Raw genomic sequence first — 24,217 nt, forward strand, 5'->3', positions numbered from 1 at the left:
GTCATCCATACGGCGCCCGCTTGGTGAAAGAAGCCCTTGCCGCACCAGACTGGTGCCGGCCGGCTGAACATCCGGTTACCGCGTTGCCATGGCGGTCCGGCGGCAAAACTCCAAAAAGCAGCACGCCGCCCGATTTGCCCCGCCGCGGGTTTCGTCCGGACAGGCCGTCCGTCAATTCGCTCTTTGTGGTCGCTTCACGCGACTCGCCGCTGCCGGCCCGCCTGCAAATGCAACGGGCCCGTGGCACGAGTGACAGGACGCGCAAACTGGACGCCAACCGCGTCCGCGGACTCCGCCCTGCCATCCGTGACGCCCTCATTTCTTTCACCCGTGCCCAGTCGCGCCTTTTTTGTTGGCCGACACCTCGGCAATTCGTTGACCACCCGCTCCGCCTTTGCGTGCTCCATGAAGCGCCGTGCTTGCACGGCATTGGAGTGAGGTTGCAATGAAACGCATGTTATTCAATGCGACGCAGCAAGAAGAATTGCGCGTCGCCATTGTCGATGGTCAGAAACTGATCGATATCGACATCGAAACCGCCGGGCGCGAACAGCGCAAAGGCAATATCTACAAGGGTGTCATCACCCGCATCGAACCGTCGCTGGAAGCGTGCTTCGTCAACTACGGCGAAGAGCGGCACGGTTTTCTCCCCTTCAAGGAAGTCGCCCGCGCCTATTTCAAGGACGGTGTGGACGTGCGCGGCGCGCGCATCCAGGACGCCCTGTCTGAAGGCCAAGAGCTGATTGTCCAGGTCGAAAAGGAAGAGCGCGGCAACAAGGGCGCAGCCCTGACCACGTTCATTTCGCTGGCTGGTCGCTATTTGGTGCTGATGCCGAACAACCCGCGTGGCGGTGGCGTGTCGCGCCGCATCGAGGGCGAAGACCGCCAGGAACTGCGCGAGACGATGGCGCAACTGCAAGTGCCGGACGGCATGAGCATCATCGCCCGCACCGCCGGCATCGGCCGCTCGGCTGAAGAGCTGCAGTGGGACCTGAATTACCTGATGCAGCTGTGGAAGGCTGTTGATGGCGCCGCCGTCGACAACAAGGCCCCGCTACTGATCTATCTCGAATCCAGCCTGGTCATTCGCGCGATTCGTGATTACTTCCAGCCGGATATCGGCGAAATCCTGATCGATACGGACGATATCTACGATCAGGCCCGCGCTTTCATGAGCGTGGTAATGCCCGACAACATGAATCGGGTGAAGAAATACCGCGACGACGTTCCCCTGTTCTCGCGCTTCCAGATCGAACACCAGATTGAGTCTGCGTACTCGCGCATGGTCATGCTGCCCTCGGGCGGCGCCATCGTGATCGACCACACCGAGGCGCTCGTCGCCATTGACGTGAACTCGGCACGCGCCACCAAAGGCGCCGATATCGAAGAAACTGCCGCGCGCACCAACCTTGAGGCTGCAGACGAAATCGCTCGCCAGCTCCGCCTGCGTGACTTGGGCGGCCTGATCGTGATCGACTTCATCGACATGGAGTCGAGCAAGGCCCAGAAGGACGTCGAAACCCGTCTGAAAGACGCGCTGCGCCACGACCGCGCCCGCGTGCAGATGGGCAAGATCAGCCGCTTCGGCCTGATGGAGCTGTCGCGTCAACGCCTGCGTCCGTCGCTGTCGGAAGGCTCGCACGTCACTTGCCCGCGCTGTAACGGCACGGGCCACATTCGCGATACTGAATCCTCTGCCCTGCAGGTGCTGCGCATCATCCAGGAAGAGGCGATGAAGGAAAACACCGCCGCGATCCACTGCCAGGTGCCAGTGGAAGTGGCTGCGTTCCTGCTCAACGAGAAGCGCCCGGACATCAACCTGATCGAGACGCGCTTCAAGGTCAACGTGCTGCTGATCCCGAACAAGCATCTGGAGACGCCGCACTACAAGCTGGAGCGTCTGCGCCACGACGATCCGCGCTTGGACGACGACAAAGCCAGCTACAAGATGGCCGAAGAGGCCGCCAAGGAACTGGAAGCCGACACCGCATACAGCACCCGTAAGGAAGCTGCCAAGCCGCGCCAGGAAGCCGCCGTCAAGGGCATCACGCCGGACCAACCGGCACCCGTGTCGGTGCCGCGCGCTGAGCGTCCGGCTCGTACTGAAGCCGCTCCGGCACCGCAGGCGCCGGCTCCGGTGCCCGCCCAGGGTGGTTTTGTTTCGTGGCTGAAATCGCTGTTTGGCGCCAAGCCGGCCGAGCCGGTAGTGGCAGCGCCCGTCGAAACGCCGAAGCAACGTGCTGAAGAAGGCAACCGCCAAGGCCGTGGCAATCGCCAGGACCGTGGTGGCCGTGGCCAGCGCGGCGAACGTGGTGAGCGCCAAGGTCAGGGCCAGAACGGCCGTGACGGCAACCGCCAGGGCCGTGAGCGCAACGAAGCCCGTGAAGGTCAGCAACAAGTCCAGCGCGAAGGTCAACGTGACGGTCAGCGCGGCAACCGCGATCGCAACCGCCAGCCGGCCCAGGTCGAAGGCGCTGTTCGCGAGACGGCTGAAGCTCGTCAGCCGCAGCAAGGCCAGGAAGTGCGCGGCGAGGGTCAGAACCAGGGCCAAGGCCGCCGCGAGCGCAATCAAGAACGCCGCGAACGCCAGCCGCGTGAAGCCCGCGAGGGTCGTGAACCACGCGAGCCGCGTGAAAGCCGCGAGCCCCGCGAAAGCCGCGGCGAGCGCGACCAACAAGCCAAGGAAGCCGCAGCCGTGGCCACCGAAGCGCTGATCGACCAGACCGCCGCATCGCAAGTGCCGCAGCCGCTGTTCGACACCGCTGCTCCGGCAGAAGGCGTCGTGGACGAAGGCGTGACTCCGGGCGCAGAAGGCAACGGTGAAGGTGAAGAGCGCCGTCGCCGTGGCCGCCGTGGCCGCAACCGCTATCGCCGCGACCGCGAGGGTGCGGAAGGCGTCCGTGCGGAAGGTGAAGGCGAAAACGAAGGCGCTGAAAGCGCAGACGAAGCCGTCGCTGAAATGCATGCCGAGCCGGTACTGCCCGCGACCGTGACGGAACCGGTGCAGACGACATCGTTCGCACCGGTTGAGAACCCGGCTCCGGTGGTACACGAACCGGTGCATGCGGAAGCCGTCGCACCTGTGTCGGCCCTGCCGCAAGTGCAGCCCACGGAACCCGCCCTTGCAGCCGCTGCCGCAGCGCCCGCCGCGGAAGCGCAGGCGCCTCAAGAGGCCATCGTGACGGCCTTTGCGGAAGTCCCGGCTCCGGTCAGCACGATTGCAAAGGCTTCGCCGTTGCCGATCGAGACGCTGCAGAGCGTGCTGGACAACGCCGGCATGACATGGGTCCACACTGACAGTCAGAAGCTGCGCGCCTCGCAGGAAGAAGCTGCGCGCACCGTTACGGCACCGCGTGCGCCGCGCGAGCGCAAGCCTCTGCCGCCGGTCCAGCACGGCCCGATGGTTTTGGTCGAAACCAACCGCCCGGCGGGTGGTGCAGACCAGCAGTAAGCAGCACACCGGCGGGTAACCGCCGGGGCAAACACTTGAGGGCGGCTTCGGCCGCCCTTTTTCCTGTGCGCGATATATCGAGTATGAAACCCCACCGCTCGCGCGGAACGGGTGCTGCGCTACACTCGAAGTTGTATCGGATGCAACAGTCCCGCTTCGCGGATTGACGCACCGCACCACACCATGACCGAAACCGTCATCCCCCTCTACGATCTGCGTGATGGCCAGCACCATCGCGCCACGGTGCCTAATGTCCCCAATGTGCTCGTCCCAGCAGAGGGCAGGCTGACGGACACGCGCGGCCGCCGGCTGCACGATCTGCGCATCTCGGTGACGGACCGCTGCAACTTCCGCTGCGTCTACTGCATGCCGAAGGACGTGTTCGACAAGGATTACCGCTTCCTGCGGCATTCCGAGCTGCTCTCGTTCGAAGAGATCGAACGCATGGCTCGGTTGTTTATCGAGCACGGCGTCGAGAAGATCCGCCTGACCGGTGGCGAGCCGCTGCTGCGCAAGGACATCGAACGCCTGGTCGAGATGCTCGCGCGCCTCACCACAGCCGAAGGCAAGCCGCTGGACCTGACGCTCACCACAAACGGCGCCCTGCTTGCACGCAAGGCGCAGTCGCTCAAGGACGCGGGCCTCAGCCGCGTAACCGTCAGCCTTGACGGCATCGACGATGCGACTTTCCGCCGCATGAATGACGTCGACTTTGCGGTGGGCGAAGTGCTGCATGGCATTGAAGTGGCGCACAAGGTCGGACTGGCGCCGATCAAGGTCAACATGGTCGTCAAGAAAGGCGACAACGATGACCAAATCGTGCCGATGGCGCGTCACTTCCGCGGCAGCGGCATCATCGTCCGCTTTATCGAATACATGGACGTGGGAACGACCAACCACTGGGAAATGCGTTCTGTCGTGCCCTCGGCGGAGGTCATCAAGCGTCTGTCTGCGGAGTTTGCGATTGAACCCGTGTCGGCCAACTACAGCGGCGAGACCGCCGAGCGCTGGCGCTATGTCGATGGCACAGGGGAAATCGGTGTGATTTCCAGCGTGACGCAGGCGTTCTGCCACGATTGCACGCGCGCCCGGCTGTCGACCGAAGGCAAGCTGTATCTCTGCCTGTTCGCCACAGAAGGTTTCGACCTGCGCGCGCTACTGCGCGGCGGCGCGACCGATCTCGAACTCTCCAATGCGATCCGCACGGTCTGGCAAGGCCGCGCCGACCGCTACTCCGAATTGCGTGCCAGCGGCGAGGCCCATCCGGCCGGCCGGCGCATCGAAATGTCCTACATCGGCGGCTGAACCCGCCAGCATTCAACGACATGATTCCAACATCCGACATCACCGGCCTGATCCTGGCCGGCGGCCGGGGCAGCCGCATGGGCGGCGTCGACAAGGGCCTGCAGACGTTTCGTGGCGCGCCGATGGCGATGCACACGCTGATGCGCCTGTCGCCGCAGGTCGGCCACATGCTGGTCAACGCCAATCGCAACCTCGCCGCGTACGAGTCGTTCGGCGTGCCGGTGGTGGCGGATTCGGTGCCGGACTTTGCCGGCCCCTTGGCGGGCATCCTGGCCGGGCTGGAGCAATGCCAGACGCGCTACCTGCTGACAGCGCCTTGCGATTCGCCGTTCGTGCCGACCGACCTCGCCGCCAAGCTCTCACAGGCAATGGACGAGGCCAACGCGCGTATCGCCATACCGGTGACGATGGAGCCGGATGCGCAAGGTCAACTGCGTCGGCAAGTGCAGCCGGTATTCTGTCTGATCGATGCCCTGCTGGCCGACGACCTGATCGCCTATTTGCAAGGTGGTGGCCGCAAGATCGAAACCTGGACCGCGCGCCACCCCACGGTGGACGTGCTGTTTGACGACAGCACCGCCTTCACCAACATCAACACGCTGGAAGAGTTGCACCATCTGGCCGAGCGCCGCTAGAGCGCTGACGCCATCCGATCCCTCATCGACGTCATGACCACCCTCGCCTCTGTCGTTTCGTGCCTGTCCGATTACGATCCGAACGCCCTGCCCGTCGCGCAAGCGCAAGCCATCATGCGCGACTTCGTGCAGCCCGTGAGCGGCGTCGCCCGCGTGCCCATCCGCAGCGCGCTTGATCGCGTGCTGGCTGAAGACGTGCTGTCATCCATCGATGTGCCTGCGCACGACAACTCGGCGATGGACGGCTTTGCCTTTGCCAGCACGGAGCTGGCCGGCGATGCAGGCGAAGTCTCCTTGCGGGTGATCGGTACGGCGTACGCGGGTGTCGCCTTTGATGGTGCACCCAGCGCAGGTGAAGCCGTGCGCGTGATGACCGGTGCCGTCATGCCGGTGGGCTGCGATACGGTCATTCCGCAGGAATTCACGCAAGGCGATGCCAACACCGTCCGCTTTGCCCGCGATGCCATGCGCGCCGGCGACAACCGTCGTCTGCGTGGTGAAGACCTCGCGCGAGGCAGCGCCGCGCTGTCCGCCGGCCGTACGCTGCGCCCCGCCGACATCGGCCTGCTTGCCTCGCTCGGCATCGCCGAAGTTTCTGTGCGCCGCAAGCTGCGCGTGGCGTTCTTCTCCACCGGCGACGAGCTACGCTCCATTGGTGAACCGCTCGACGCCGGCTGCGTGTACGACTCCAACCGCTACACGCTCCACGGCATGCTCTCGCGCCTGGGCGTGGAACTGCTCGACATGGGCGTCGTACGCGACGACCCGGCGGCGCTCGAAGCCGCCTTCCGCAACGCCGCCGAAAATGCCGATGCGATCATCACTTCGGGCGGGGTCTCCGTCGGCGAAGCGGACTTCACCAAACAGATGATGGCCAAGCTCGGCGACGTGACGTTCTGGAAGATCGCCATGCGCCCGGGCCGGCCGATGGCGTTCGGGCGCATCGCGTCAAATGGCCGCAGCGCTTTCCTTTTTGGCTTGCCGGGCAACCCGGTGGCAGTGATGGTGACGTTCTATCACTTCGTGCGCGGCGCGCTGCTGCGCATGATGGGCGCCACCGACGCCGGCGCACCACTGGTGCCGGCCGTGAGCGCTACCCCGATCCGCAAGCGCCCCGGGCGCACGGAATACCAGCGCGCAATCGCTGCCTTGAATGATCGCGGCCTGCTTGAAGTCCGCCTGACCGGCCAGCAAGGTTCGGGCGTCCTGCGTTCCATGAGTGAAGCAAATTGTTTCGTCGTGCTCGCCCACGAACAAGGCCAGGTCAACGCCGGCGACGCCGTGCAGATACTGCTGTTCGACGGTCTCGTCTGAGCGGCGTGGCGACGGCGGCTCTTGTGCCAGCTGCAACACTGCATGCTGTCGGTTTTTTGCGTCACCTGCGGGCTGCGGGTATCGGCGCATCGGTCGATTCGCTACACTCTGCGCCACTTTGATTGTTTCGGATTTGAGCCTGAGCACTGCCATGATGACCAAGGAGATTGCGTATCTTCACCCGGCCCACACCGCACGCGCGCTGGTGCTGGTGTATCTCTGTTTCTCGCTGCCAGTCGTAGGGCTGTTCTTCTTCGTCGGCTTCGTCCGCTACGGTGAACTGCCGACGATTGTCGTGCTCAGCGGCCTGATTCTCAATGCCCTGGTTGGTTTTGGTGCACTGTGGCTAGCCTGTCACGCCTACAACTGGGTCGCCGAGCGCTTTGGCGGTATCGAGATCCTGTTGCGCGACGTGCCGGAAGAAGCCTGATCGCTTCTGCGCGATCCAAGAAGAAGGGGCGGAAATATCCGCCCCTTTTCTTTTGCTGATGTCGACGTTCTATTCGGCGTTGCCTTATTCGGCCTCGGTTTCGTCGTCCTGCGGCACGGTGGTTTCCAGCCCCAACACGCTCTGCGCGGAATCGCTCGGCAGCGCCTCCACCGCTTTGAGCTTGCGGTTCATCTGACGCGTCCGCACCTCGGCCTGCTCGATGTTGCTGACGGCCCGCTCCAGCGTTTTCTTGGTCGCGGCCAACACATCGCCAAATTTTCCGAACTCGCTCTTCACCGCGCCGAGCACTTGCCAGACTTCGCTGGAGCGCTTTTCCAGCGCCAGCGTTCGGAAGCCCATCTGCAGGCTGTTGAGGATGGCCGTTAGCGTGGTCGGGCCTGCCACCGTTACGCGGAACTTGCGCTGCAACTCGTCGGTCAGGCCCGGGCGGCGCAGCACTTCAGCGTAGAGGCCCTCGGTCGGCAGGAAAAGGATGGCGAAGTCGGTCGTGGCCGGCGGCGCGATGTACTTCTCGTGGATGGTTTGTGCCTCTTTGCGCACCGCGACTTCCAGCTCGCGGCTGGCGACGGCAGCGGCGTCGGCATCGGCCCGCTCCTGTGCATCGAGCAGGCGTTCGTACTGCTCTTTCGGGAACTTGGCGTCGATCGGCAGCCAGACCGTTGCATCGTGATCGGCATCGGTCTTGCCGGGCAGGCGAATGGCAAATTCCACGCGCGCGCCGGTGCCGTGCACGGTTTCGACGTTCTTGTCGTATTGCTCGGGCGTGAGCATCTGCTCCAGCAGCATCTCAAGCTGGACTTCGCCCCAGGTGCCGCGCGTCTTCACGTTGGTCAGCACCTTCTTCAGGTCACCCACGCCTTGTGCCAGCGCCTGCATTTCGCCCAGGCCGCGATGCACCTGCTCAAGCCGATCCGACACCAACTTGAACGATTCGCCAAGCCGCTGCTCCAGCGTGGCGTGCAGCTTTTCGTCGACAGTGCGGCGCATCTCGTCGAGCTTGGTCGCGTTGTTCGCCTCGATGTCCTTGAGCTTCTGTTCGAGCGTGGCGCGTACCTCAGCCAGGCGGCGCTCATTGCCCTCACCCAATTGGGAGAGCTGCTGCTGCATCGACTCGCCAAAGCGGCGCAGCGCGTTGCCCTGCTCCTCACGTGCCTGCTGGGCTTGCTGCTGCAGGTGCTGGCGCACGGCTTCGAGCTGCTGCGTGTTCCTCTCTGTCAGCTTGGTGAGCTGCTGCGCAAACGTGTCGATCTGGTTGTTCTGCAGCGTGGCGACGCTGGTGAGCTGTGTGGCCAGCACCTGCTGGAACTGCCCCAACTGCTGTGTGACGTCGCTGCGGCCGATGCGTGCCGTCTCAGCAATTTCGCCGCGCAGTTCGCGCTCGATGCGTTCGTTGCCGCGCGTGAGTTCCCGCATGAGCGCATCTTGCAGCGCCGCGAGCATCGGCGACATATCGTTTCCTGCAGGGCGAGACACGCCACGCCAGATCAACACACAGAGCACAGCCACCATGGCTACGCCCAACAACGTCAGTAAAGCCAGCCAGTCCATATCTGCGTTCGGTCAGGAGGAAGCGCGCTGCGCGAGCGCATCCGGGTTCAACAAGTTGGGCGGCTGCCCCGCGTGCGGGCCGAAGCCCAGTGCAGCAATCAGGTTATCGGCCGCCAGATTGGCCATGCCCAGGCGCGTGCCAACGGTGGCACTGGCAATGTGCGGCGTGAGTGCAACGTGCTCGGCCTCGAGCAACGCCGGATGCACCTTCGGCTCGCCCTCGTACACATCCAGGCCGGCCGCGAAGATGCGTTTGTCCGCTAGCGCCTGCGCCAACGCTGCGTCATCCACGATGCCGCCGCGCGCGAGATTGACCAGCGTAGCGGTCGGCTTCATCTGTGCCAGTTCAGCGGCGCCGATGGCGTGGTGGCTTTCCTTGGAATACGGCAGCACCAGCACGAGATGATCTGCCTGCTTCAGCAAATCGTCCTTGCTGACGTACGTAGCGCGCGTGTCCTGTTCGAGTTCAGGCGAAAGCCGGCTGCGGTTGTGATAGATCACGCGCATCGAGAAGCCGCTCGCGCGCCGTGCCAGCGCCTGGCCGATGCGGCCCATGCCGAGAATGCCCAGCGTGCTGCCATATACCTCGGCCCCGAGGAAGGCGTCGTAAGTCCAGCGCTTCCAATGCCCCTCGCGTAGCCAGCGTTCGGATTCGGACACACGGCGAGCGGCGGCCATCAGCAGAGCCCAGCCGAAGTCGGCGGTGGTCTCGGTCAGGATGTCGGGCGTGTTGGTAGCGAGGATGCCCGCGCGCGTCATCGCTGCGAGGTCAAAGTTGTTGTAGCCGACGGCCATGTTGCATACCGCGCGCAGCGTCGGCACGCGGCTGATCAGATCGGCGTTGATGGTGTCGGCGGCGTTGGACAGCAGGCCAACGCGACCCTGCAGACGCTCCGCCAGCGCTTCGGGCGGATAAACGACGTCCGCCTGGTTGTCGATCACGTCGAAGGTCTCGCGCAAGCGCTCAAGCACTTCGGGAAACATCGCGCGGGTGACAAGGATTCCGGGTTTCATACGTTCAGCACACGTTCGGTTAGCGGAAGAAGACGAAGGTCATCAGAACGAAAATCGGCACGAGAATGCAAACGGACCACAGCATGTAGCCAAAGAAGCTCGGCATCTGCAGGCCACGGCTTTCGGCGATTGCCTTGACCATCAGGTTGGGCGCGTTGCCAATGTAAGTGTTGGCGCCCATGAACACGGCCGCAGCGGAAATGGCGGCCAGTGTGGAGGCACCCTCGCTCATCAGCATGCGCGCGTCACCGCCTGCGGTGTTGAAGAACACCAGATACGTCGGCGCATTGTCGAGGAACGACGACAGCAACCCCGTCGCCCAGAAGTACATCGCGTTGTTCGGCTGGCCCGCACTGTCGTTAACGAGATGGACGATGCCCGCGAAAGGGCCGTCCACGCCGGCCTTGAGCATGGCGATCACCGGCCCGATCGTGATGAAGATGCCGGCAAACAGCTTGGCAACTTCCAGGATGGGCTCCCAGTTGAACTCGTTGCCGGTGCGCGCGCCCCCGGGCGTGAGCCACAGAGAAAGCAGCGCGATCACCACCAGCCCGATGTCGCGCACTACGTTCTGCAGCAGCACCTCGGTGCCCATCACATAGAAGACGATGCCGGGCTTCCACAACCCGCTCATCAGCACGAGTCCGAGAATGCCTGCCAGCAGCACAAAGTTGACGTTGCCCTCGAAGCGTAGCGGGCCGGCGTCGTCCGGCGTCGCATCAGTGATGTTGGGCAGCTCTTCCTTGCCCGTGTGATAGAGGTAGCTATCGATGACGAAGAAGATCGCCAGCAGCAGCACCCACATCGTGAGCGTCTGCCGCCACAGATATTGCGTGGTCCAGAAGAAATCAACGCCCTGCAGGAAGCCGAGGAATAGCGGCGGATCGCCCAGCGGCGTGAGCGCTCCACCGGCATTGGCTACCAGAAAGATGAAGAACACGACGACGTGTGCGCGATGCCGGCGTGCTTCGTTGGCGCGCAGCAATGGCCGAATCAGCAGCATGGCCGCGCCGGTCGTCCCCATGATGCTGGCCAGCGCCGTGCCAAGTGCGATCAAGCCGGTATTGAGCTTTGGCGTGCCGTGCAGATTGCCGCGAATGCAGATGCCGCCTGCGACAACGTACAAAGCGGCGATCAGCGCGATGAAGGGAATGTACTCAGCAAGGGCGGCATGATTGACGGAAGTGATGGCCGCGTCAGAACCGAACACGATCCCGAACGGCACCAGAAGCGCCAACGCCCACGCCGCCGCGATCTTGCCGTAATGGTCGTGCCATAGTTTGGGCACGACAAGCGGCGCAATGGCAATCGAGAGCAGGATGCCCGCAAACGGCACACCCCATAACAGGTGCAACTCAGCACCGCTTACATCAGCGGCGCGCGCCAGGCCACAGACAAACAGGAAGACAAGGGGCCAGAGGCGTTTCACGTCGGCGTTCTCCTAAGCGCGGGCGCAGCAAACGCCGCCGCGCCACACAAACAAAGACGCCAGTGTAAACGCCTGAGGTCTGTCGCCTCCTAAACGTCCACGGATGTTTGATGGGCCAATGCGCCTAGGACGCCGCGTCAGGCGGTCGTCACAACAATCACGTGCACGCGATACGGCCCATGTGCACCGAGCACGATCGTCTGCTCGATATCGCCCGTGCGCGAAGGCCCGCTGATGACGTTGGTGGCGCGCGGCAGTTCGCCCCGCTCCATGCGCATCAGCGTATAGGCGTCTTCCAGATTGGCGACGATGCGCGATTGCGGCACCACGGCGATATGCGTCTCGGGCAGCAGCGCCGTGGAGGCGACGTTCTCCGGCCCCGACAGCAGCATCAGCGAGCCCGTCTCGGCAATCGCGCAGAAGCAACCCGTAATGCCGACGAGATCGCCGTGTTCCTGATCGGCTTGCGCTTCACGGACGGGCGGACGGAATTGGATATCGATGCCGGCGGCCGTCCAGTCGAGGGACTGCAACGTCGTCCAGGCCACCGCCTGCGGCTTAAGGCTAAGGCCGGCCAAGTAGCGAGCCACAGCGCCCGGCACGTCGGATAGCGCGTCCACCGACTCCAGCGTGGAGGCCATCTTCAGTGCCTGCTCGGCGAAATGCGCGGCGAGGTCCTCGGGCATTGGCGGGCGCGGACCGGCGGGATGCCGCGCGAGGTAATCCGCCACGGCGTCGCGCTCACCCTGTGTCGGTTTCGCGGGACGATGCTGCGCATTGCGGATGCGCGCAAAGATGGCATCCCGTGCGCGGCTGGTGTCGAGCGGGTCGACGGGGGTGTCCGGTTGTGATTCCATGGCGGCTCCGAAAGATCGGTCGATTATACGAGCCGCTTTGAGCGCGATCGGCCAACGCCGTTGAAACTTATTCGGCGCTGGCGTGAGCCTTATTGCACGCCGAACACTTGCTTCAGATACGTGAGGTAGGCCGGATCGTCGCACATGGTCTTCTCCGGTGCATCCGACAGTTTGGCCACCGGCTGGCCGTTGCAGCGGACCATCTTGATGACGATCTGAAGCGGCGTATAGCCCAGGTCGTTGGTCAGGTTCGTTCCCACGCCAAAGGCCAGCTTGCAGCGACCATGGAAACGCTCATACAGGCCGATGACCTTGGGCATGTCGAGACTGTCGGAGAAGATCAGCGCCTTGGACTTCGGCTCGGCGCGCATGTCCTCGTAATGCTTGAGCATGCGCTCGCCCCACTCGAACGGGTCGCCAGAATCGTGGCGAACGCCATCGAAGAGCTTGCAGAAAAACATGTCGAAGTCGCGCAGGAAGGCGTCGAAGCCGTAGGTATCCGACAGCGCGATACCGAGATCGCCGCGATATTCCTTGGCCCAGGTTTCCAGCGCAAAGGTCTGGGAATCGCGCAGGCGCGGACCGAGTGCCTGACAGGCTTGCAGGTACTCATGCGCCATGGTGCCAAGCGGCGTCATGCCGTGCTTCATGGCGAAGTAGACGTTGCTGGTGCCCGCGTACTGGGCGCCGAGCTGCGCACACGTCTCCAGCAGCACATGTTCGTGCCAGGTGTGCGAGAAGCGGCGGCGGGTGCCGTAATCGGCAATGCGGCAGTCTTCCAGGCCGGGGCGCTTCAGCGACGCCAGCTTGTCGGTCAGGCGGCGCTTACCCTCCTCCCACTGCGGGTGCGTCTGCGTCCGGCTGAAGAACACCTCGTTGACGATGGCCAGCACCGGCACCTCGAACATGATCGTGTGCAGCCACGGCCCCGCGATGACGATCTCGATCTGCCCATCGTTGCTGGGCGCCTGACGCACGTCGATGTACTTCTCGTTGAGATGGAACAGGCCGAGAAAATCGACGAAATCGCTCTTGATGAAGCGCATCCCGCGCAGGTAATCGAGCTCCGCATCGGTAAAGCGCAGGGTGCAGAGATGGCGGATTTCCGCGCGAATCTCGTCAATGAACGGCACCAGACCGACGCCCGCGTTGCGGCACTTGAACCGGTATTCGACGTGCGCGCCAGGAAAGTGATGCAGCACCACCTGCATCATCGTGAATTTGTACAGATCGGTATCGAGCAGCGAGCGGATGATCATCGGACAGCGCCAAAAGCCATGTGGACTGGTCGTCATGCTAACCGAAGCGAGGCGGGACGCCTCCGGCCACCACAGAAATCCCGGCGCGCCCGTCCGGAAAATGGCGGTTTTGACGGTCTACGCGGACGGGAAACCCCTTGATTCCGCTATAATTTCCGGTTTCCGACCGGATTTTTGCACCATGGAAGCAGAACGCCTCAATGCCATCCAGAACACGTTGGCCGACCTGAAGTCGCGCGCCGACGACCTTCGGAGGTATCTTTGACTACGACGTCAAATCTGAACGTCTAGTTGAAGTCGACAAAGAACTCGAAAACCCCGAGGTCTGGAACGATCCCAAACGCGCCCAGGAACTGGGCCGCGAGAAAAAGTCGCTTGAAACCGTCGTGCTGGCACTGACCAAGCTCGACGAAGACCTCACCGGCGGCGCCGAGCTGTTCGAGCTGGCCCGCGAAGAGGGCGACGACGACACGATCGAAGCCATCGAGGCCGACACCGCAGGCATGCGCGCCATTGTCGAAGACATGGAATTCCGCCGCATGTTCTCCGGCCCGATGGACGCCGCCAACTGCTTCATCGACATCCAGGCCGGCGCCGGCGGCACCGAGGCGTGCGACTGGGCGTCGATGCTGCTGCGCCAGTACCTGAAGTATTGCGAGCGCAAAGGCTTCAAGACCGAAGTCCTGGAAGAGTCCGAAGGCGACGTGGCCGGCATCAAGAGCGCATCGATCAAGGTCGAGGGCGAATACGCCTTTGGCTTCCTGCGCACCGAAACGGGCGTGCACCGCCTGGTGCGCAAGTCGCCATTCGACTCGGCGGGCGGGCGCCACACGTCGTTCTCGTCGATCTTCGTGTATCCGGAAGTCGATGATTCGATCGAGATCGAGGTCAACCCGGCGGATCTGCGCGTCGACACGTACCGCGCTTCGGGTGCGGGCGGTCAGCACATCAACAAGACGGATTCGGCCGTGCGGATTACGCACATCCCGACCGGCATCGTCGTGCAGTGCCAGAACGACCGCTCGCAGCACCGCAACCGCGCCGAAGCGATGACGATGCTGAAGTCGCGTTTGTACGAGCACGAGCTGCGCAAGCGTCAGGCCGCTGCCGACGCACAGGAAGCCGCGAAGACCGACGTGGGCTGGGGCCACCAGATCCGCTCGTACGTGCTGGACCAGAGCCGCATCAAGGATCTGCGCACCAACGTGGAAATCTCCAACACGCAGAAGGTGCTGGACGGCGACCTCGACCCGTTTATCCAGGCCAGCCTGAAGCAGGGCGTCTGATCCAAGCCAAACCAGAGCGACTGCCATGTCTGACACGTCCCTGTTCATCCTGACCGGTGCCTCGCGCGGCCTGGGCGCCGCGCTGGCCCAGGCGCTGATGCAACCCGGTCACCGCCTCATCTGCGTGGCACGCGGCGATAACGCCGAATTACGCGCGCAGGCAGCAGCAGCCGGTGTGCCGCTCGACTGGCACCAGATCGACCTGTCCGACGCGCATGCCGCCGAGGCCTGGATGACCAAGACGCTCGCCGCCCTGCCCGCTTTTGCCAACGTGACCCTGGTGCTCAACGCCGGCGCGGTGGAGCCGATCGGCACCATCGATACGCTGCGTGCCGATACGCTGCTGCCGCACCTGCAGCTGAACCTGGCCGGCCCGATGGCGCTGACCGCCGCCCTGCTGCGCGGTACCGCCGCGTGGAACGCGCAGCGCCGTGTGCTGGCGATCTCGTCGGGCGCAGCGCGCCGGCCGATCGCCGGCTGGGCAGCGTATTGCACCGGCAAGGCGGGGCTGGACATGTTCGTGCGCGCCATCAACGCCGATGGCGACGCCAGCGTGCGCGCGGTGGCGCTGGCCCCGGGCGTCATCGATACCGACATGCAACGCACCATCCGTGGCGCCGACTTTGCCGGCGTGCAGCGCTTCCGCGATCTGCACGCGCATGGCGAGCTGGTCTCGCCGCAAGACGCCGCCGCGCGCATCGCCGCCTACCTCGTCCGCCCCGACTTTGGCGCGACCGAGCTGGACGACCTGCGCAACATCGCCTGAACCGACATTTCTCTCATCACCATCATGACCGAACAGAACAACCCGGCCGAATCGAACACCGCGGCCGCCGTGCCGGCGCAGGACGACAACAAGATCATCGCCGAGCGCCGCGAGAAACTGGCAGAGATCCGCCAGCAAGGCGTTGCGTTCCCGAACGATTTTCGCCCGACGCACCATGCCGGTGATCTGCAAGCCAAGTACCGCGAGCTGGAGCAGGCTGCTCTGGAAGCCGAACCGGTGCAGGTGGCCGTTGCTGGCCGCATGATGCTCAAGCGCGTGATGGGCAAGGCCAGCTTTGCCACCGTGCAGGACGCCACCGACCGCATCCAGTTCTATATCAGCCGCGACGCCGTGGGCGAAGACGTCTACGCCAGCTTCAAGAAGTGGGACTTAGGCGATATCGTGGCCGCACGCGGCACGCTGATGAAGACGAAGACTGGCGAACTGTCGGTGGCTGTGACGGAGCTGCGCCTGCTCTCGAAGAGCCTGCGTCCGCTGCCGGGTGACTACTACGGCCTGGCCGACCAGGAACAGAAGTACCGCCAGCGCTACGTCGACCTGATCGTCTCGAAGGAAACGCGCGACACGTTCCGCGCCCGCACCAAGGCCATGGCCTCGCTGCGCAACTTCATGGCCGGCAACGGTTTTATGGAAGTCGAGACGCCGATGCTGCACCCGATTCCGGGCGGCGCGGCAGCCAAGCCGTTCATCACGCACCACAACGCGCTGGACATGCAGATGTTCCTGCGCATTGCGCCAGAGCTGTATCTCAAGCGCCTGATCGTGGGCGGTTTTGAGCGCGTGTACGAAATCAACCGCAACTTCCGTAACGAGGGCGTGTCGCCGCGACACAACCCCGAGTTCACGATGATGGAGTTCTACGCGGCCTACACGGACTACCGCTGGCTGATGGACTTCACCGAACAGCTGATCCGCCAAGCCGCCATCGACGCTTCGGGCACCGCCACGCTCACTTACCAGGGCCGCGAGCTGGATCTGGCCAAGCCGTTCCATCGCCTGACCATCTGCCAGGCAATCCAGAAGTACGCCCCGCAGTACACCGATGCACAACTGGCGGATGTCGACTTCCTCCGTGCCGAGCTGAAGAAGTTCAAGATCGACACGAACGCGCCGCAATTCCTGAACGCCGGCGTGGGTACCCTGCAGCTTGTGCTGTTTGAGGAAACCGCCGAATCGCAACTGTGGGAGCCGACGTTCATCATCGACTACCCGGTCGAAGTGTCGCCCCTGGCACGCGGCTCCGACACGCTGCCTGGCATCACCGAGCGCTTCGAGCTGTTCATCACCGGCCGCGAAATCGCCAACGGCTTCTCCGAGTTGAATGACCCCGAGGACCAGGCCGAACGCTTCCGCAAGCAGGTTGAGCAGAAGGACGCCGGCGACGAAGAGGCCATGTTCTATGACGCCGACTACATCCGCGCGTTGGAATACGGCATGCCCCCGACTGGCGGCTGCGGCATCGGCATCGACCGTCTGGTGATGCTGCTCACGGACAGCCCGAATATCCGTGACGTGATCCTTTTCCCGCACCTGCGTCGGGAAGACTGACCGGCTCGGCTAACGCTTTGAAAAGACGCCCCTTCGGGGGCGTTTTTTATTGCCTGCGCAGGCGCAAAACGCGCGCCCACCCCGCTATTTGTAACATCGCCCCGCTTTCACAATATGTATCAAAGCACGCCAAATATTTGATTTTCAAGGGAAAAGTCCGAGTACAGATGCTTACAAATTAAAACGGCATCCGTTTGGGCGATGGACCACACTGTGATCATCGAAGGCCGAACCCCGAACCAACCACGGGCCGCAGGAGAACGAAGATGAACAACAATATCCAACCGAACCAAGGTCAACAGTACGGTGGCACGTCGCCGGGTCAGGTCCCGTCGTCGTCACGCCGCATGCATCCCTTGATGACGACGGCGGCTGTGGCCGTGATCATTGCCAGCCTGACCGCGGTGGCCGCCATCACCGGCGTGCTGCCGACGTCGAAAGCGACGCAGGGCAGCACCGATCCGAATGTCGCTGCGCAATCGACAGCGGCAATGCCGGGCGCTTCGGCCCCCATGGCGCTGGCTGCACCGGGCCAGACAACGCAGCCGAATCAGGCCGCTCCGTATCCGGCCCAGAACGTGGCACCCGCTCCGGCACGAGCTCGGGAGCCGTCGTACGCTGAACGCGCACCGTCGCCCAACCCGAGCTATGCGCAAACCCAGCCGCGCCAGTCGGCCAGCCCCTATGCCGGCCACGTGACGTCGGTCACCCCGATCACCACGCAAGGCAAGGAAACCGGCCTCGGCATGATCGGTGGCGCTGTGGTGGGCGGGCTGCTGGGTAACCAGATTGGCCGCGGCAATGGCCGTACGCTGGCGACAGTCGGCGGCGCGGTGGCAGGCGGCTACGGCGGCCATGTGGCGGAAAACTACTACAGCCGCGACACCCAATACCGCGTGAACGTGCGCATGGACAACGGCACGAACCGCAGCTTCACGTACAAGGCTGCCCCGGGCTTCCAGGCAGGCGAGCGCGTGCATATCGAGAACGGTACGCTGGTGGCTGGCTAACTCGCCGTCGCCTTCGCCCCAAAGAAAAACCGGCCTTCGGGCCGGTTTTTTCATGCGTACGCGTTTTAACGCTACGCGCTTATTCCGCTTCGTCGATCCAGGCTTGCTGGATGGCCTCGAGGAACTTCTCGCCGCCACGCTTGTGGTCGTCGTCGAAGCCTTCCAGCGTGACGACCTTGTTGTGCAAGTCCACAAAATTCAGGCGCGTCGGATCGACGTCGGGGTACTTGTCGTACAGCGCTTCCGCGATCTGCTGGATGTCGTTCCATTTCATGATGGGCTCCCTCCTCCGCTGGCCGCTCGGCTCAGTGGTTTTCCTTGGCGTGGTTGATCGTGTATTTCGGAATCTCGACGGTCAAGTCGGTATCCGCCACCTTGGCCTGGCACGATAGGCGCGAGTTCGGCTCCAGGCCCCAAGCCTTGTCGAGCAAATCTTCTTCCTTCTCGCTCGCCTCATCCAGCGAATTGAAGCCTTCGCGCACGATCACGTGGCAGGTCGTGCAAGCACACGACTTCTCGCAGGCGTGCTCGATCTCGATGTCGGCGCCCAGCAGCGCATCGCAGATGGTCGTGCCGGACTTGGCTTCGATCACGGCCCCTTCCGGGCAGTATTCGACGTGAGGAAGGACGACGATTTGTGGCATGAAGAACTCGTTCGATAAGTGTGTTTGGGGGATGCGATCGGCGATCAGCCGAGCTCCTCGATACGTTTGCCGGCAAGCGCCTTCCGGATGCCGCGATCCATACGGCGCGCGGCGAATTCGTCAGTGCCGTGCGACAGGGCATCCACGGCGTCCTTGATGGCGCGGTGATCTTCTCCCTGCATGGTGGCGCGCAGCGCAGCAATTTCGGTGTCGATGGCGGCGCGCTCCTCCGGCGACAGCAGGTCGCCATCGGCCGCCAGCGCCTGCGACAGCGCCTCAAGCAAGCGCTCGCCTTCAACGCGCTCTTCCGCCAGCGCACGACGGCGCATGTCGTCTTCGGCGGATTGAAAACCTTCCTTCAGCATACGGGCGACATCGTCATCGCCCAGACCGTACGACGGTTTCACAGCAATCGCCGCTTCCACGCCCGACACCGTTTCGCGTGCCGACACGGACAGCAAACCGTCAGCGTCCACCTGATACGTCACGCGAATGCGCGCGGCGCCGGCCACCATCGGCGGGATGCCACGCAACTCGAAACGCGCCAGCGATCGGCAATCGCTCGCCAGTTCGCGCTCGCCCTGCAGCACGTGGATCGCCATGGCCGTTTGGCCGTCCTTGAAGGTGGTGAACTCCTGCGCGCGGGCGACGGGAATCGTGCTGTTGCGCGGGATGATCTTCTCGACCAGGCCACCCATCGTCTCGACGCCCAGCGACAGCGGGATCACGTCGAGCAGCAGCCAGTCTTCACCCGGCGCACGATTGCCTGCCAGCAGGTTGGCCTGCATGGCCGCACCAATGGCGACCACCTGGTCCGGATCAAGATTCGTCAGCGGCGTCTGGCCAAACAGTTGCCCAACGGCACGGCGGATGATCGGCATGCGCGTCGCACCACCAACCAGCACCACGCCCTTGATCTCTTCGACCGTCACGCCCGCATCGCGCAACGCGCGGCGCACCGGCGACAGCGTCTTCTGCACCAGATTGGCCGTCAGTTCGCCAAAGGTCTCTGCGGTCAACACGAGATGCACGGTCTCGCCGGTGGAAAGCATCGCGTCAATCTCGGTGCTGTCGGCGGTGGAGAGCCATTCCTTGGCGGCACGTGCCTTGTTCAGCAGCAGGCGCGTGTCTTCGGCCGAGAGCGGTTGCAGGCCGGCTTGCTCGACGATCCAGCACACGACGCGCTGGTCGAAATCGTCACCGCCGAGCGCGGAGTCACCGCCCGTCGACATGACCTCGAACACACCCTTGGTGAGCTTGAGCACCGAAATGTCGAACGTACCGCCACCCAGATCGTAAACCGCGTAAATACCTTCGGCTGCGTTGTCGAGGCCATAGGCGATGGCGGCGGCGGTCGGCTCGTTCAGCAGACGAAGCACGTTCAGGCCGGCCAGCTTGGCCGCGTCCTTGGTGGCTTGGCGCTGTGCGTCGTCAAAGTACGCGGGCACGGTGATGACGGCGCCGACAAGCTCATCGCCGAGCGTGTCTTCGGCGCGCTGGCGCAGCGTGGCGAGAATCTCCGCCGACACTTCCACCGGGCTCTTCACACCGGCCACGGTCTTCAACTGCACCATGCCGGGCGCGTCGACAAAGTCGTATGGCGTGTTCTCGATGTGGGCCACATCCTTCAAGCCGCGCCCCATGAAACGCTTGACCGAGATGATGGTGTTCTTAGGGTCACGCACGGCTTCAGCCTGAGCCTTGTAGCCGATGTGGGCGCCGCCCGTGGGCAGATAGCGCACCACGGAGGGCAGCAGCGGGCGGCCCTGATCATCGGGCAGCACTTCCGGCACGCTGCTGCGCACGGAGGCCACCAGCGAGTTGGTCGTGCCCAGGTCGATGCCCACCGCCAGACGGCGCTGGTGCGGTGCGGGCGATTCGCCAGGTTCGGAAATCTGCAGTAAAGCCATGGGGATGTCTCGATTGCGCGGATGGGCTGCCTGCCGGGGCAAACCCAACATTGTCGCAAATTCTGGGTTCTAGTCGTCCAGCCGGTCGATGGCCTCGGCGGTGTCGCGTTCGATCTTTTCGATGAACATCAGTTGGCGCACGGCATCGGCCGCCGCCGCGGTGTTGCCATCGCCACCGAGCAGGCCGGACAGCGCCTGATAACGCGCGCGTTTTTCCTTGCGCAGCATGCCAAGCAGATCATCCAGCGCATCCACATCGCGCTCGGCCTTGGCGTCGCCGAGCGTTTCGCGCCACTCCATTTGCTGCATCAGGAACGCGGGCGGCATAGCCGTGTTGTTCTCCGCCTGCACGTCAACACCACGCAGGTGCAGCAGGTACGTCGCCCGTTTGAGCGGATCACGCAGCGTCTGGTAGGCCTCATTGGCGCGCGTGGCCCATTGCATGGCGACGCGGCGTTCGGCGTCGCCCGCATGGGCATAACGATCGGGATGCGCCTGCGACTGCACGGTGCGATAGGCAGCGTTCAGCGCCTCGTCGTCGACCTCGAAGTGCTCGGGCAGACCGAAGAGGGAAAAATGCGTCGTGTTCGCTGACAAGCCGGAATTCATGAATAAAAAAAGCGGCCGCGCCGCCTCGTGTTCCTTCGTGTTCCTCATTCGACCGGTTCACCCCGATCGCACTTCAGGCACTCCACAACCGCGCCGATCTTGCTGGTGCGCCCGGCTTCGGTTTCGGTCCAGGGCCGCAACTGCCAGGGCGGATCGTGGCGCATATGCTGCCCGTGTCCGCAAGCGAGACGGGCGACCCAGTGGCCCTCCTCGTCCCGCTCGAAACCGACAATCGCCTGCTTCAATGCGCCCCGCTCACACGCGGAACGACTCGCCGCAGCCGCACTCGTCCTTCACGTTCGGGTTGTTGAAGCGGAAACCTTCGTTCAACCCTTCTCGCGCGTAGTCCAGCTCGGTGCCGTCGATGTACGGCAAGCTCTTCGGATCGACGATCACCTTGACGCCGTTGGATTCGAAGACCTCGTCTTCGGCGGCAATCTCATCTGCATATTCGAGCTTGTATGCCAGGCCCGAACAGCCCGTGGTCTTCACGCCCACGCGCAAGCCCACGCCTTTGCCGCGGCGGGTGAGGTAGCGGGAAACGTGCTGCGCGGCCTTGTCGGTCAGGGTGATCATGCTGCGTCCTTTCTATCCAAACCGGCTCAAGCAGCCTTCTGCTCGGCCGAGCCGTGCTTTTCCTTGTAGTCGGCCACGGCCGCCTTGATGGCGTCCTCGGCCAGGATCGAGCAGTGGATCTTCACCGGCGGCAACGCCAGCTCTTCAGCGATGGCCGTGTTGCGGATCTCCAGCGCCTGATCCAGCGTCTTGCCCTTCACCCATTCCGTCACCAGCGACGACGAAGCGATGGCCGAACCGCAGCCGTAGGTCTTGAACTTGGCGTCTTCGATCACGCCCTGCTCGTTGACCTTGATTTGCAGCTTCATCACGTCGCCGCAAGCCGGCGCGCCGACCATACCGGTACCGACCGTGTCGTCGCCCTTCTCGAACGAACCGACGTTGCGCGGGTTTTCGTAATGGTCCAGAACTTGGTTGCTGTAAGACATTTCACACCTCTTTCAATCGTTGGCTGGCGCCTGCGGACACCATTCTCGCCGTTGTTCTCAAACGCCGCGCTTAGTGCGCCGCCCATTGAATGCTGTTCAGATCCACGCCGTCCTTGTACATCTCCCACAGCGGAGACAGGTCGCGCAGCTTGCCGATCTTGTTCTTGAGCAGTTCGACCACGTAATCGACTTCTTCTTCCGTGGTGAAGCGGCCCACCGTGAAGCGGATCGAGCTGTGCGCCAGTTCGTCGTTGCGGCCCAGCGCACGCAGCACGTACGACGGTTCCAGCGACGCCGACGTGCAAGCCGAACCGGACGACACGGCAACGTCCTTGATGGCCATGATCAGCGACTCGCCTTCGACAAAGTTGAAGCTGATGTTGAGGTTGTGCGGTACACGGGCTTCCATGTCGCCGTTCACATACACCTCTTCCATCGTGTTCAGGCCGCGATACAGCCGATCACGAAGCATGCGGATGCGCTCGTTTTCGGTCGCCATTTCTTCCTTGGCGATGCGGAAGGCCTCACCCATGCCCACAATCTGGTGCGTAGCCAGCGTGCCCGAACGCATGCCGCGCTCGTGGCCACCGCCGTGCATCTGCGCTTCGATGCGGATACGCGGCTTGCGGCGCACGTACAGCGCGCCGATGCCCTTCGGCCCATACGTCTTGTGAGCCGAGAACGACATCAGGTCGACCTTCAGCTTCTGCAGGTCGATGCCCACCTTGCCCGTGGCCTGCGCAGCATCAACGTGGAAGATCACGCCCTTTTCGCGGCAGATCTCGCCCAACTGCTCGATGTCCTGAACCACGCCGATTTCGTTGTTTACCATCATCACCGACGCAAGAATGGTGTCGGGGCGAATGGCTTGCTTGAAGACTTCGATATCGATCAGGCCGTTGTCCTTCACGTCCAGATACGTCACTTCGAAGCCCTGGCGCTCTAATTCACGTGTCGTGTCCAGCACAGCCTTGTGCTCGGTCTTCACGGTGATGATGTGCTTGCCCTTGCTGCTGTAGAAGTTGGCAGCGCCCTTGATAGCAAGGTTGTCGGACTCGGTAGCGCCGGACGTCCAGACGATTTCGCGCGGGTCAGCGTTCACCAGCGCTGCAACCTGTTCGCGCGCGGTCTCGACGGCCTTCTCAGCTTCCCAGCCAAACGGGTGGCTGCGCGAGGCAGGATTGCCAAAGCTCTCGCGCAGGTACGGGATCATCTTGTCGACCACGCGCGGATCCACCGGCGTCGTCGCGGAATAGTCCATGTAGATGGGAAGATGCGGGGTGCTCATATCTTGTCTGCCTTGTGTGGGGGGCGATGTTCTTGTGTGGGGCTGGCGTCGTGGCCGGCCTCACGCCGGCGCAATCATGACTGCGCCAGACTGAAAACGGAGTTGACCAGCGGCGCGCGCTTGACGGGCTCGGCAGCCACTGACGTCACGGCCGGCGCATCAGCGGTACGGGCGCGTGCCGGTGCGCGTTCGCGGCGAGCCGGACGCGCTTCACGCATGTCCTGAATCACTTCGGGCTGACGTTCGCGTTGCTGATCGACCAGGTTCTGAAGCGACACCGAATCGAGATACTCGACCATCTTCTGATTGAGCGTGGCCCACAGGTCGTGCGTCATGCAGCGGCCCGTGTGACCGCCGACATGCTCCTCGCCGCCGCAGTTGCCCTTGCCGCCACATTGGGTGGCATCCAGCGGCTCATCCACGGCGATGATGATGTCGGCAACGGTGACGTCGTCGGCACGGCGTGCGAGGCTGTAGCCGCCGCCCGGACCGCGCACGCTTTCCACAATTTCGTGGCGGCGCAGTTTGCCGAACAGCTGCTCTAGATACGACAGCGAAATCTTCTGACGCTGGCTGATGCCAGCCAGCGTGACCGGACCCTGCTCTTGGCGCAGCGCCAAGTCAATCATGGCGGTGACCGCGAAGCGGCCTTTGGTGGTCAATCTCATGGCGTCGGGGAAATACCTGATCGTTTTGCTCAAGTATAAAGGAACCCGACAAAATCGGTCAACTAAGGTGTCGGGGGATTCCGCGTCGCAGCAAGGGGATTTGCAGAGCCCGAAAACCGGGATGGCCACGCGGCAGGCCGTATTGTGGACTAAAACAATCAACCACGTTCGATAGGGCTATCACACCACTCCCGCAACGC

The 24,217-nt window shown here is 63.4% G+C and carries 23 protein-coding genes; 9 read left to right on the forward strand and 14 right to left on the reverse strand.

The window, feature by feature from the left end; genetic code table 11:
* Window positions 1-445: 445 nt before the first annotated feature.
* From ACEN9T_RS19665 to ACEN9T_RS19685, 5 genes are all read left to right on the forward strand, one after another.
* Window positions 446-3,451: an Rne/Rng family ribonuclease gene (locus ACEN9T_RS19665; protein WP_413706816.1), complete on the forward strand. Its 3,006-nt coding sequence runs from the start codon at window positions 446-448 to the stop codon at window positions 3,449-3,451.
* A 183-nt stretch (window positions 3,452-3,634) separates the two neighbouring features.
* Window positions 3,635-4,756: a GTP 3',8-cyclase MoaA gene (moaA, locus tag ACEN9T_RS19670; protein ID WP_092971587.1), complete on the forward strand. Its 1,122-nt coding sequence runs from the start codon at window positions 3,635-3,637 to the stop codon at window positions 4,754-4,756.
* A 20-nt stretch (window positions 4,757-4,776) separates the two neighbouring features.
* Window positions 4,777-5,391 carry a molybdenum cofactor guanylyltransferase MobA gene (gene mobA / locus ACEN9T_RS19675; RefSeq protein ID WP_092971588.1) on the forward strand — a complete coding sequence of 205 codons (615 nt, stop codon included), beginning with the start codon at window positions 4,777-4,779 and terminating at the stop codon, window positions 5,389-5,391.
* Between the two features lie 33 nt (window positions 5,392-5,424).
* Complete coding sequence (gene glp / locus ACEN9T_RS19680) at window positions 5,425-6,705, forward strand: gephyrin-like molybdotransferase Glp (RefSeq protein WP_413706817.1); 1,281 nt, start codon at window positions 5,425-5,427, stop codon at window positions 6,703-6,705.
* A 151-nt stretch (window positions 6,706-6,856) separates the two neighbouring features.
* Window positions 6,857-7,135, forward strand: coding sequence for a hypothetical protein (locus ACEN9T_RS19685; RefSeq protein WP_004635681.1), 279 nt, complete (start codon window positions 6,857-6,859; stop codon window positions 7,133-7,135).
* A gap of 84 nt (window positions 7,136-7,219) precedes the next feature.
* On the opposite strand, the gene ACEN9T_RS19690 is transcribed toward ACEN9T_RS19685, so the two are convergent.
* The 5 genes from ACEN9T_RS19690 to pncB all read right to left on the reverse strand — a co-directional run bounded on the left by ACEN9T_RS19690 (window position 7,220) and on the right by pncB (window position 13,263).
* Window positions 7,220-8,704, reverse strand: a complete 1,485-nt coding sequence (locus tag ACEN9T_RS19690; protein ID WP_413706818.1) for a DNA recombination protein RmuC — start codon at window positions 8,702-8,704, stop codon at window positions 7,220-7,222.
* A 12-nt stretch (window positions 8,705-8,716) separates the two neighbouring features.
* Entirely contained in the window at window positions 8,717-9,718 is a 1,002-nt protein-coding gene (locus ACEN9T_RS19695; RefSeq protein WP_413706819.1) for a 2-hydroxyacid dehydrogenase, read from the reverse strand.
* 19 nt (window positions 9,719-9,737) lie between these two features.
* On the reverse strand, window positions 9,738-11,147 hold the full coding sequence (locus ACEN9T_RS19700) for a sodium:proton antiporter (RefSeq protein WP_413706820.1): 1,410 nt from the start codon (window positions 11,145-11,147) through the stop codon (window positions 9,738-9,740).
* A 137-nt stretch (window positions 11,148-11,284) separates the two neighbouring features.
* On the reverse strand, window positions 11,285-12,004 hold the full coding sequence (locus tag ACEN9T_RS19705; protein ID WP_092971593.1) for a LutC/YkgG family protein: 720 nt from the start codon (window positions 12,002-12,004) through the stop codon (window positions 11,285-11,287).
* Between the two features lie 89 nt (window positions 12,005-12,093).
* Window positions 12,094-13,263, reverse strand: a complete 1,170-nt coding sequence (gene pncB, locus ACEN9T_RS19710) for a nicotinate phosphoribosyltransferase (protein WP_413706821.1) — start codon at window positions 13,261-13,263, stop codon at window positions 12,094-12,096.
* Between the two features lie 181 nt (window positions 13,264-13,444).
* On the opposite strand from pncB, the gene prfB reads away from it, so the two are divergent.
* The 4 genes from prfB to ACEN9T_RS19730 all read left to right on the forward strand — a co-directional run bounded on the left by prfB (window position 13,445) and on the right by ACEN9T_RS19730 (window position 17,894).
* A protein-coding gene (gene prfB, locus ACEN9T_RS19715) for a peptide chain release factor 2 (RefSeq protein ID WP_102064856.1) occupies window positions 13,445-14,549 on the forward strand; the annotation gives its coding sequence in 2 pieces (ribosomal slippage) (window positions 13,445-13,525 and window positions 13,527-14,549; 1,104 coding nt in all).
* Between the two features lie 25 nt (window positions 14,550-14,574).
* Window positions 14,575-15,315 (forward strand): SDR family oxidoreductase, encoded by a 741-nt coding sequence (locus ACEN9T_RS19720; protein WP_413706822.1) that lies wholly within the window; start codon window positions 14,575-14,577, stop codon window positions 15,313-15,315.
* Between the two features lie 24 nt (window positions 15,316-15,339).
* The gene (lysS, locus tag ACEN9T_RS19725; protein ID WP_045204415.1) at window positions 15,340-16,884 is read left to right on the forward strand and encodes a lysine--tRNA ligase; all 1,545 of its coding nucleotides are present in this window, start codon (window positions 15,340-15,342) and stop codon (window positions 16,882-16,884) included.
* Between the two features lie 266 nt (window positions 16,885-17,150).
* Window positions 17,151-17,894 (forward strand): glycine zipper 2TM domain-containing protein, encoded by a 744-nt coding sequence (locus ACEN9T_RS19730; RefSeq protein ID WP_413706823.1) that lies wholly within the window; start codon window positions 17,151-17,153, stop codon window positions 17,892-17,894.
* 79 nt (window positions 17,895-17,973) lie between these two features.
* Here the strand turns inward: ACEN9T_RS19730 and iscX are convergent, their stop codons facing one another.
* The 9 genes from iscX to iscR all read right to left on the reverse strand — a co-directional run bounded on the left by iscX (window position 17,974) and on the right by iscR (window position 24,017).
* Window positions 17,974-18,168, reverse strand: coding sequence for a Fe-S cluster assembly protein IscX (iscX, locus tag ACEN9T_RS19735; RefSeq protein WP_009238557.1), 195 nt, complete (start codon window positions 18,166-18,168; stop codon window positions 17,974-17,976).
* A gap of 31 nt (window positions 18,169-18,199) precedes the next feature.
* Window positions 18,200-18,538 carry an ISC system 2Fe-2S type ferredoxin gene (gene fdx, locus ACEN9T_RS19740; protein WP_092971597.1) on the reverse strand — a complete coding sequence of 113 codons (339 nt, stop codon included), beginning with the start codon at window positions 18,536-18,538 and terminating at the stop codon, window positions 18,200-18,202.
* Between the two features lie 44 nt (window positions 18,539-18,582).
* Entirely contained in the window at window positions 18,583-20,448 is a 1,866-nt protein-coding gene (gene hscA / locus ACEN9T_RS19745; protein ID WP_092971598.1) for a Fe-S protein assembly chaperone HscA, read from the reverse strand.
* A gap of 69 nt (window positions 20,449-20,517) precedes the next feature.
* Window positions 20,518-21,057: a Fe-S protein assembly co-chaperone HscB gene (gene hscB, locus ACEN9T_RS19750; protein ID WP_092971599.1), complete on the reverse strand. Its 540-nt coding sequence runs from the start codon at window positions 21,055-21,057 to the stop codon at window positions 20,518-20,520.
* A 44-nt stretch (window positions 21,058-21,101) separates the two neighbouring features.
* Entirely contained in the window at window positions 21,102-21,302 is a 201-nt protein-coding gene (locus tag ACEN9T_RS19755) for a DUF3565 domain-containing protein (protein ID WP_413706824.1), read from the reverse strand.
* 10 nt (window positions 21,303-21,312) lie between these two features.
* The gene (iscA, locus tag ACEN9T_RS19760; protein ID WP_024976135.1) at window positions 21,313-21,633 is read right to left on the reverse strand and encodes an iron-sulfur cluster assembly protein IscA; all 321 of its coding nucleotides are present in this window, start codon (window positions 21,631-21,633) and stop codon (window positions 21,313-21,315) included.
* A gap of 26 nt (window positions 21,634-21,659) precedes the next feature.
* Entirely contained in the window at window positions 21,660-22,061 is a 402-nt protein-coding gene (gene iscU / locus ACEN9T_RS19765) for a Fe-S cluster assembly scaffold IscU (RefSeq protein WP_004635709.1), read from the reverse strand.
* 70 nt (window positions 22,062-22,131) lie between these two features.
* Window positions 22,132-23,349 carry an IscS subfamily cysteine desulfurase gene (locus ACEN9T_RS19770; protein ID WP_092971601.1) on the reverse strand — a complete coding sequence of 406 codons (1,218 nt, stop codon included), beginning with the start codon at window positions 23,347-23,349 and terminating at the stop codon, window positions 22,132-22,134.
* A gap of 74 nt (window positions 23,350-23,423) precedes the next feature.
* Window positions 23,424-24,017: a Fe-S cluster assembly transcriptional regulator IscR gene (iscR, locus tag ACEN9T_RS19775; protein WP_413706825.1), complete on the reverse strand. Its 594-nt coding sequence runs from the start codon at window positions 24,015-24,017 to the stop codon at window positions 23,424-23,426.
* Window positions 24,018-24,217: the final 200 nt, after the last annotated feature.

It is taken from the genome of Ralstonia sp. Ralssp110 (genome assembly GCF_047325135.1).
GTDB lineage: Bacteria > Pseudomonadota > Gammaproteobacteria > Burkholderiales > Burkholderiaceae > Ralstonia > Ralstonia mojiangensis.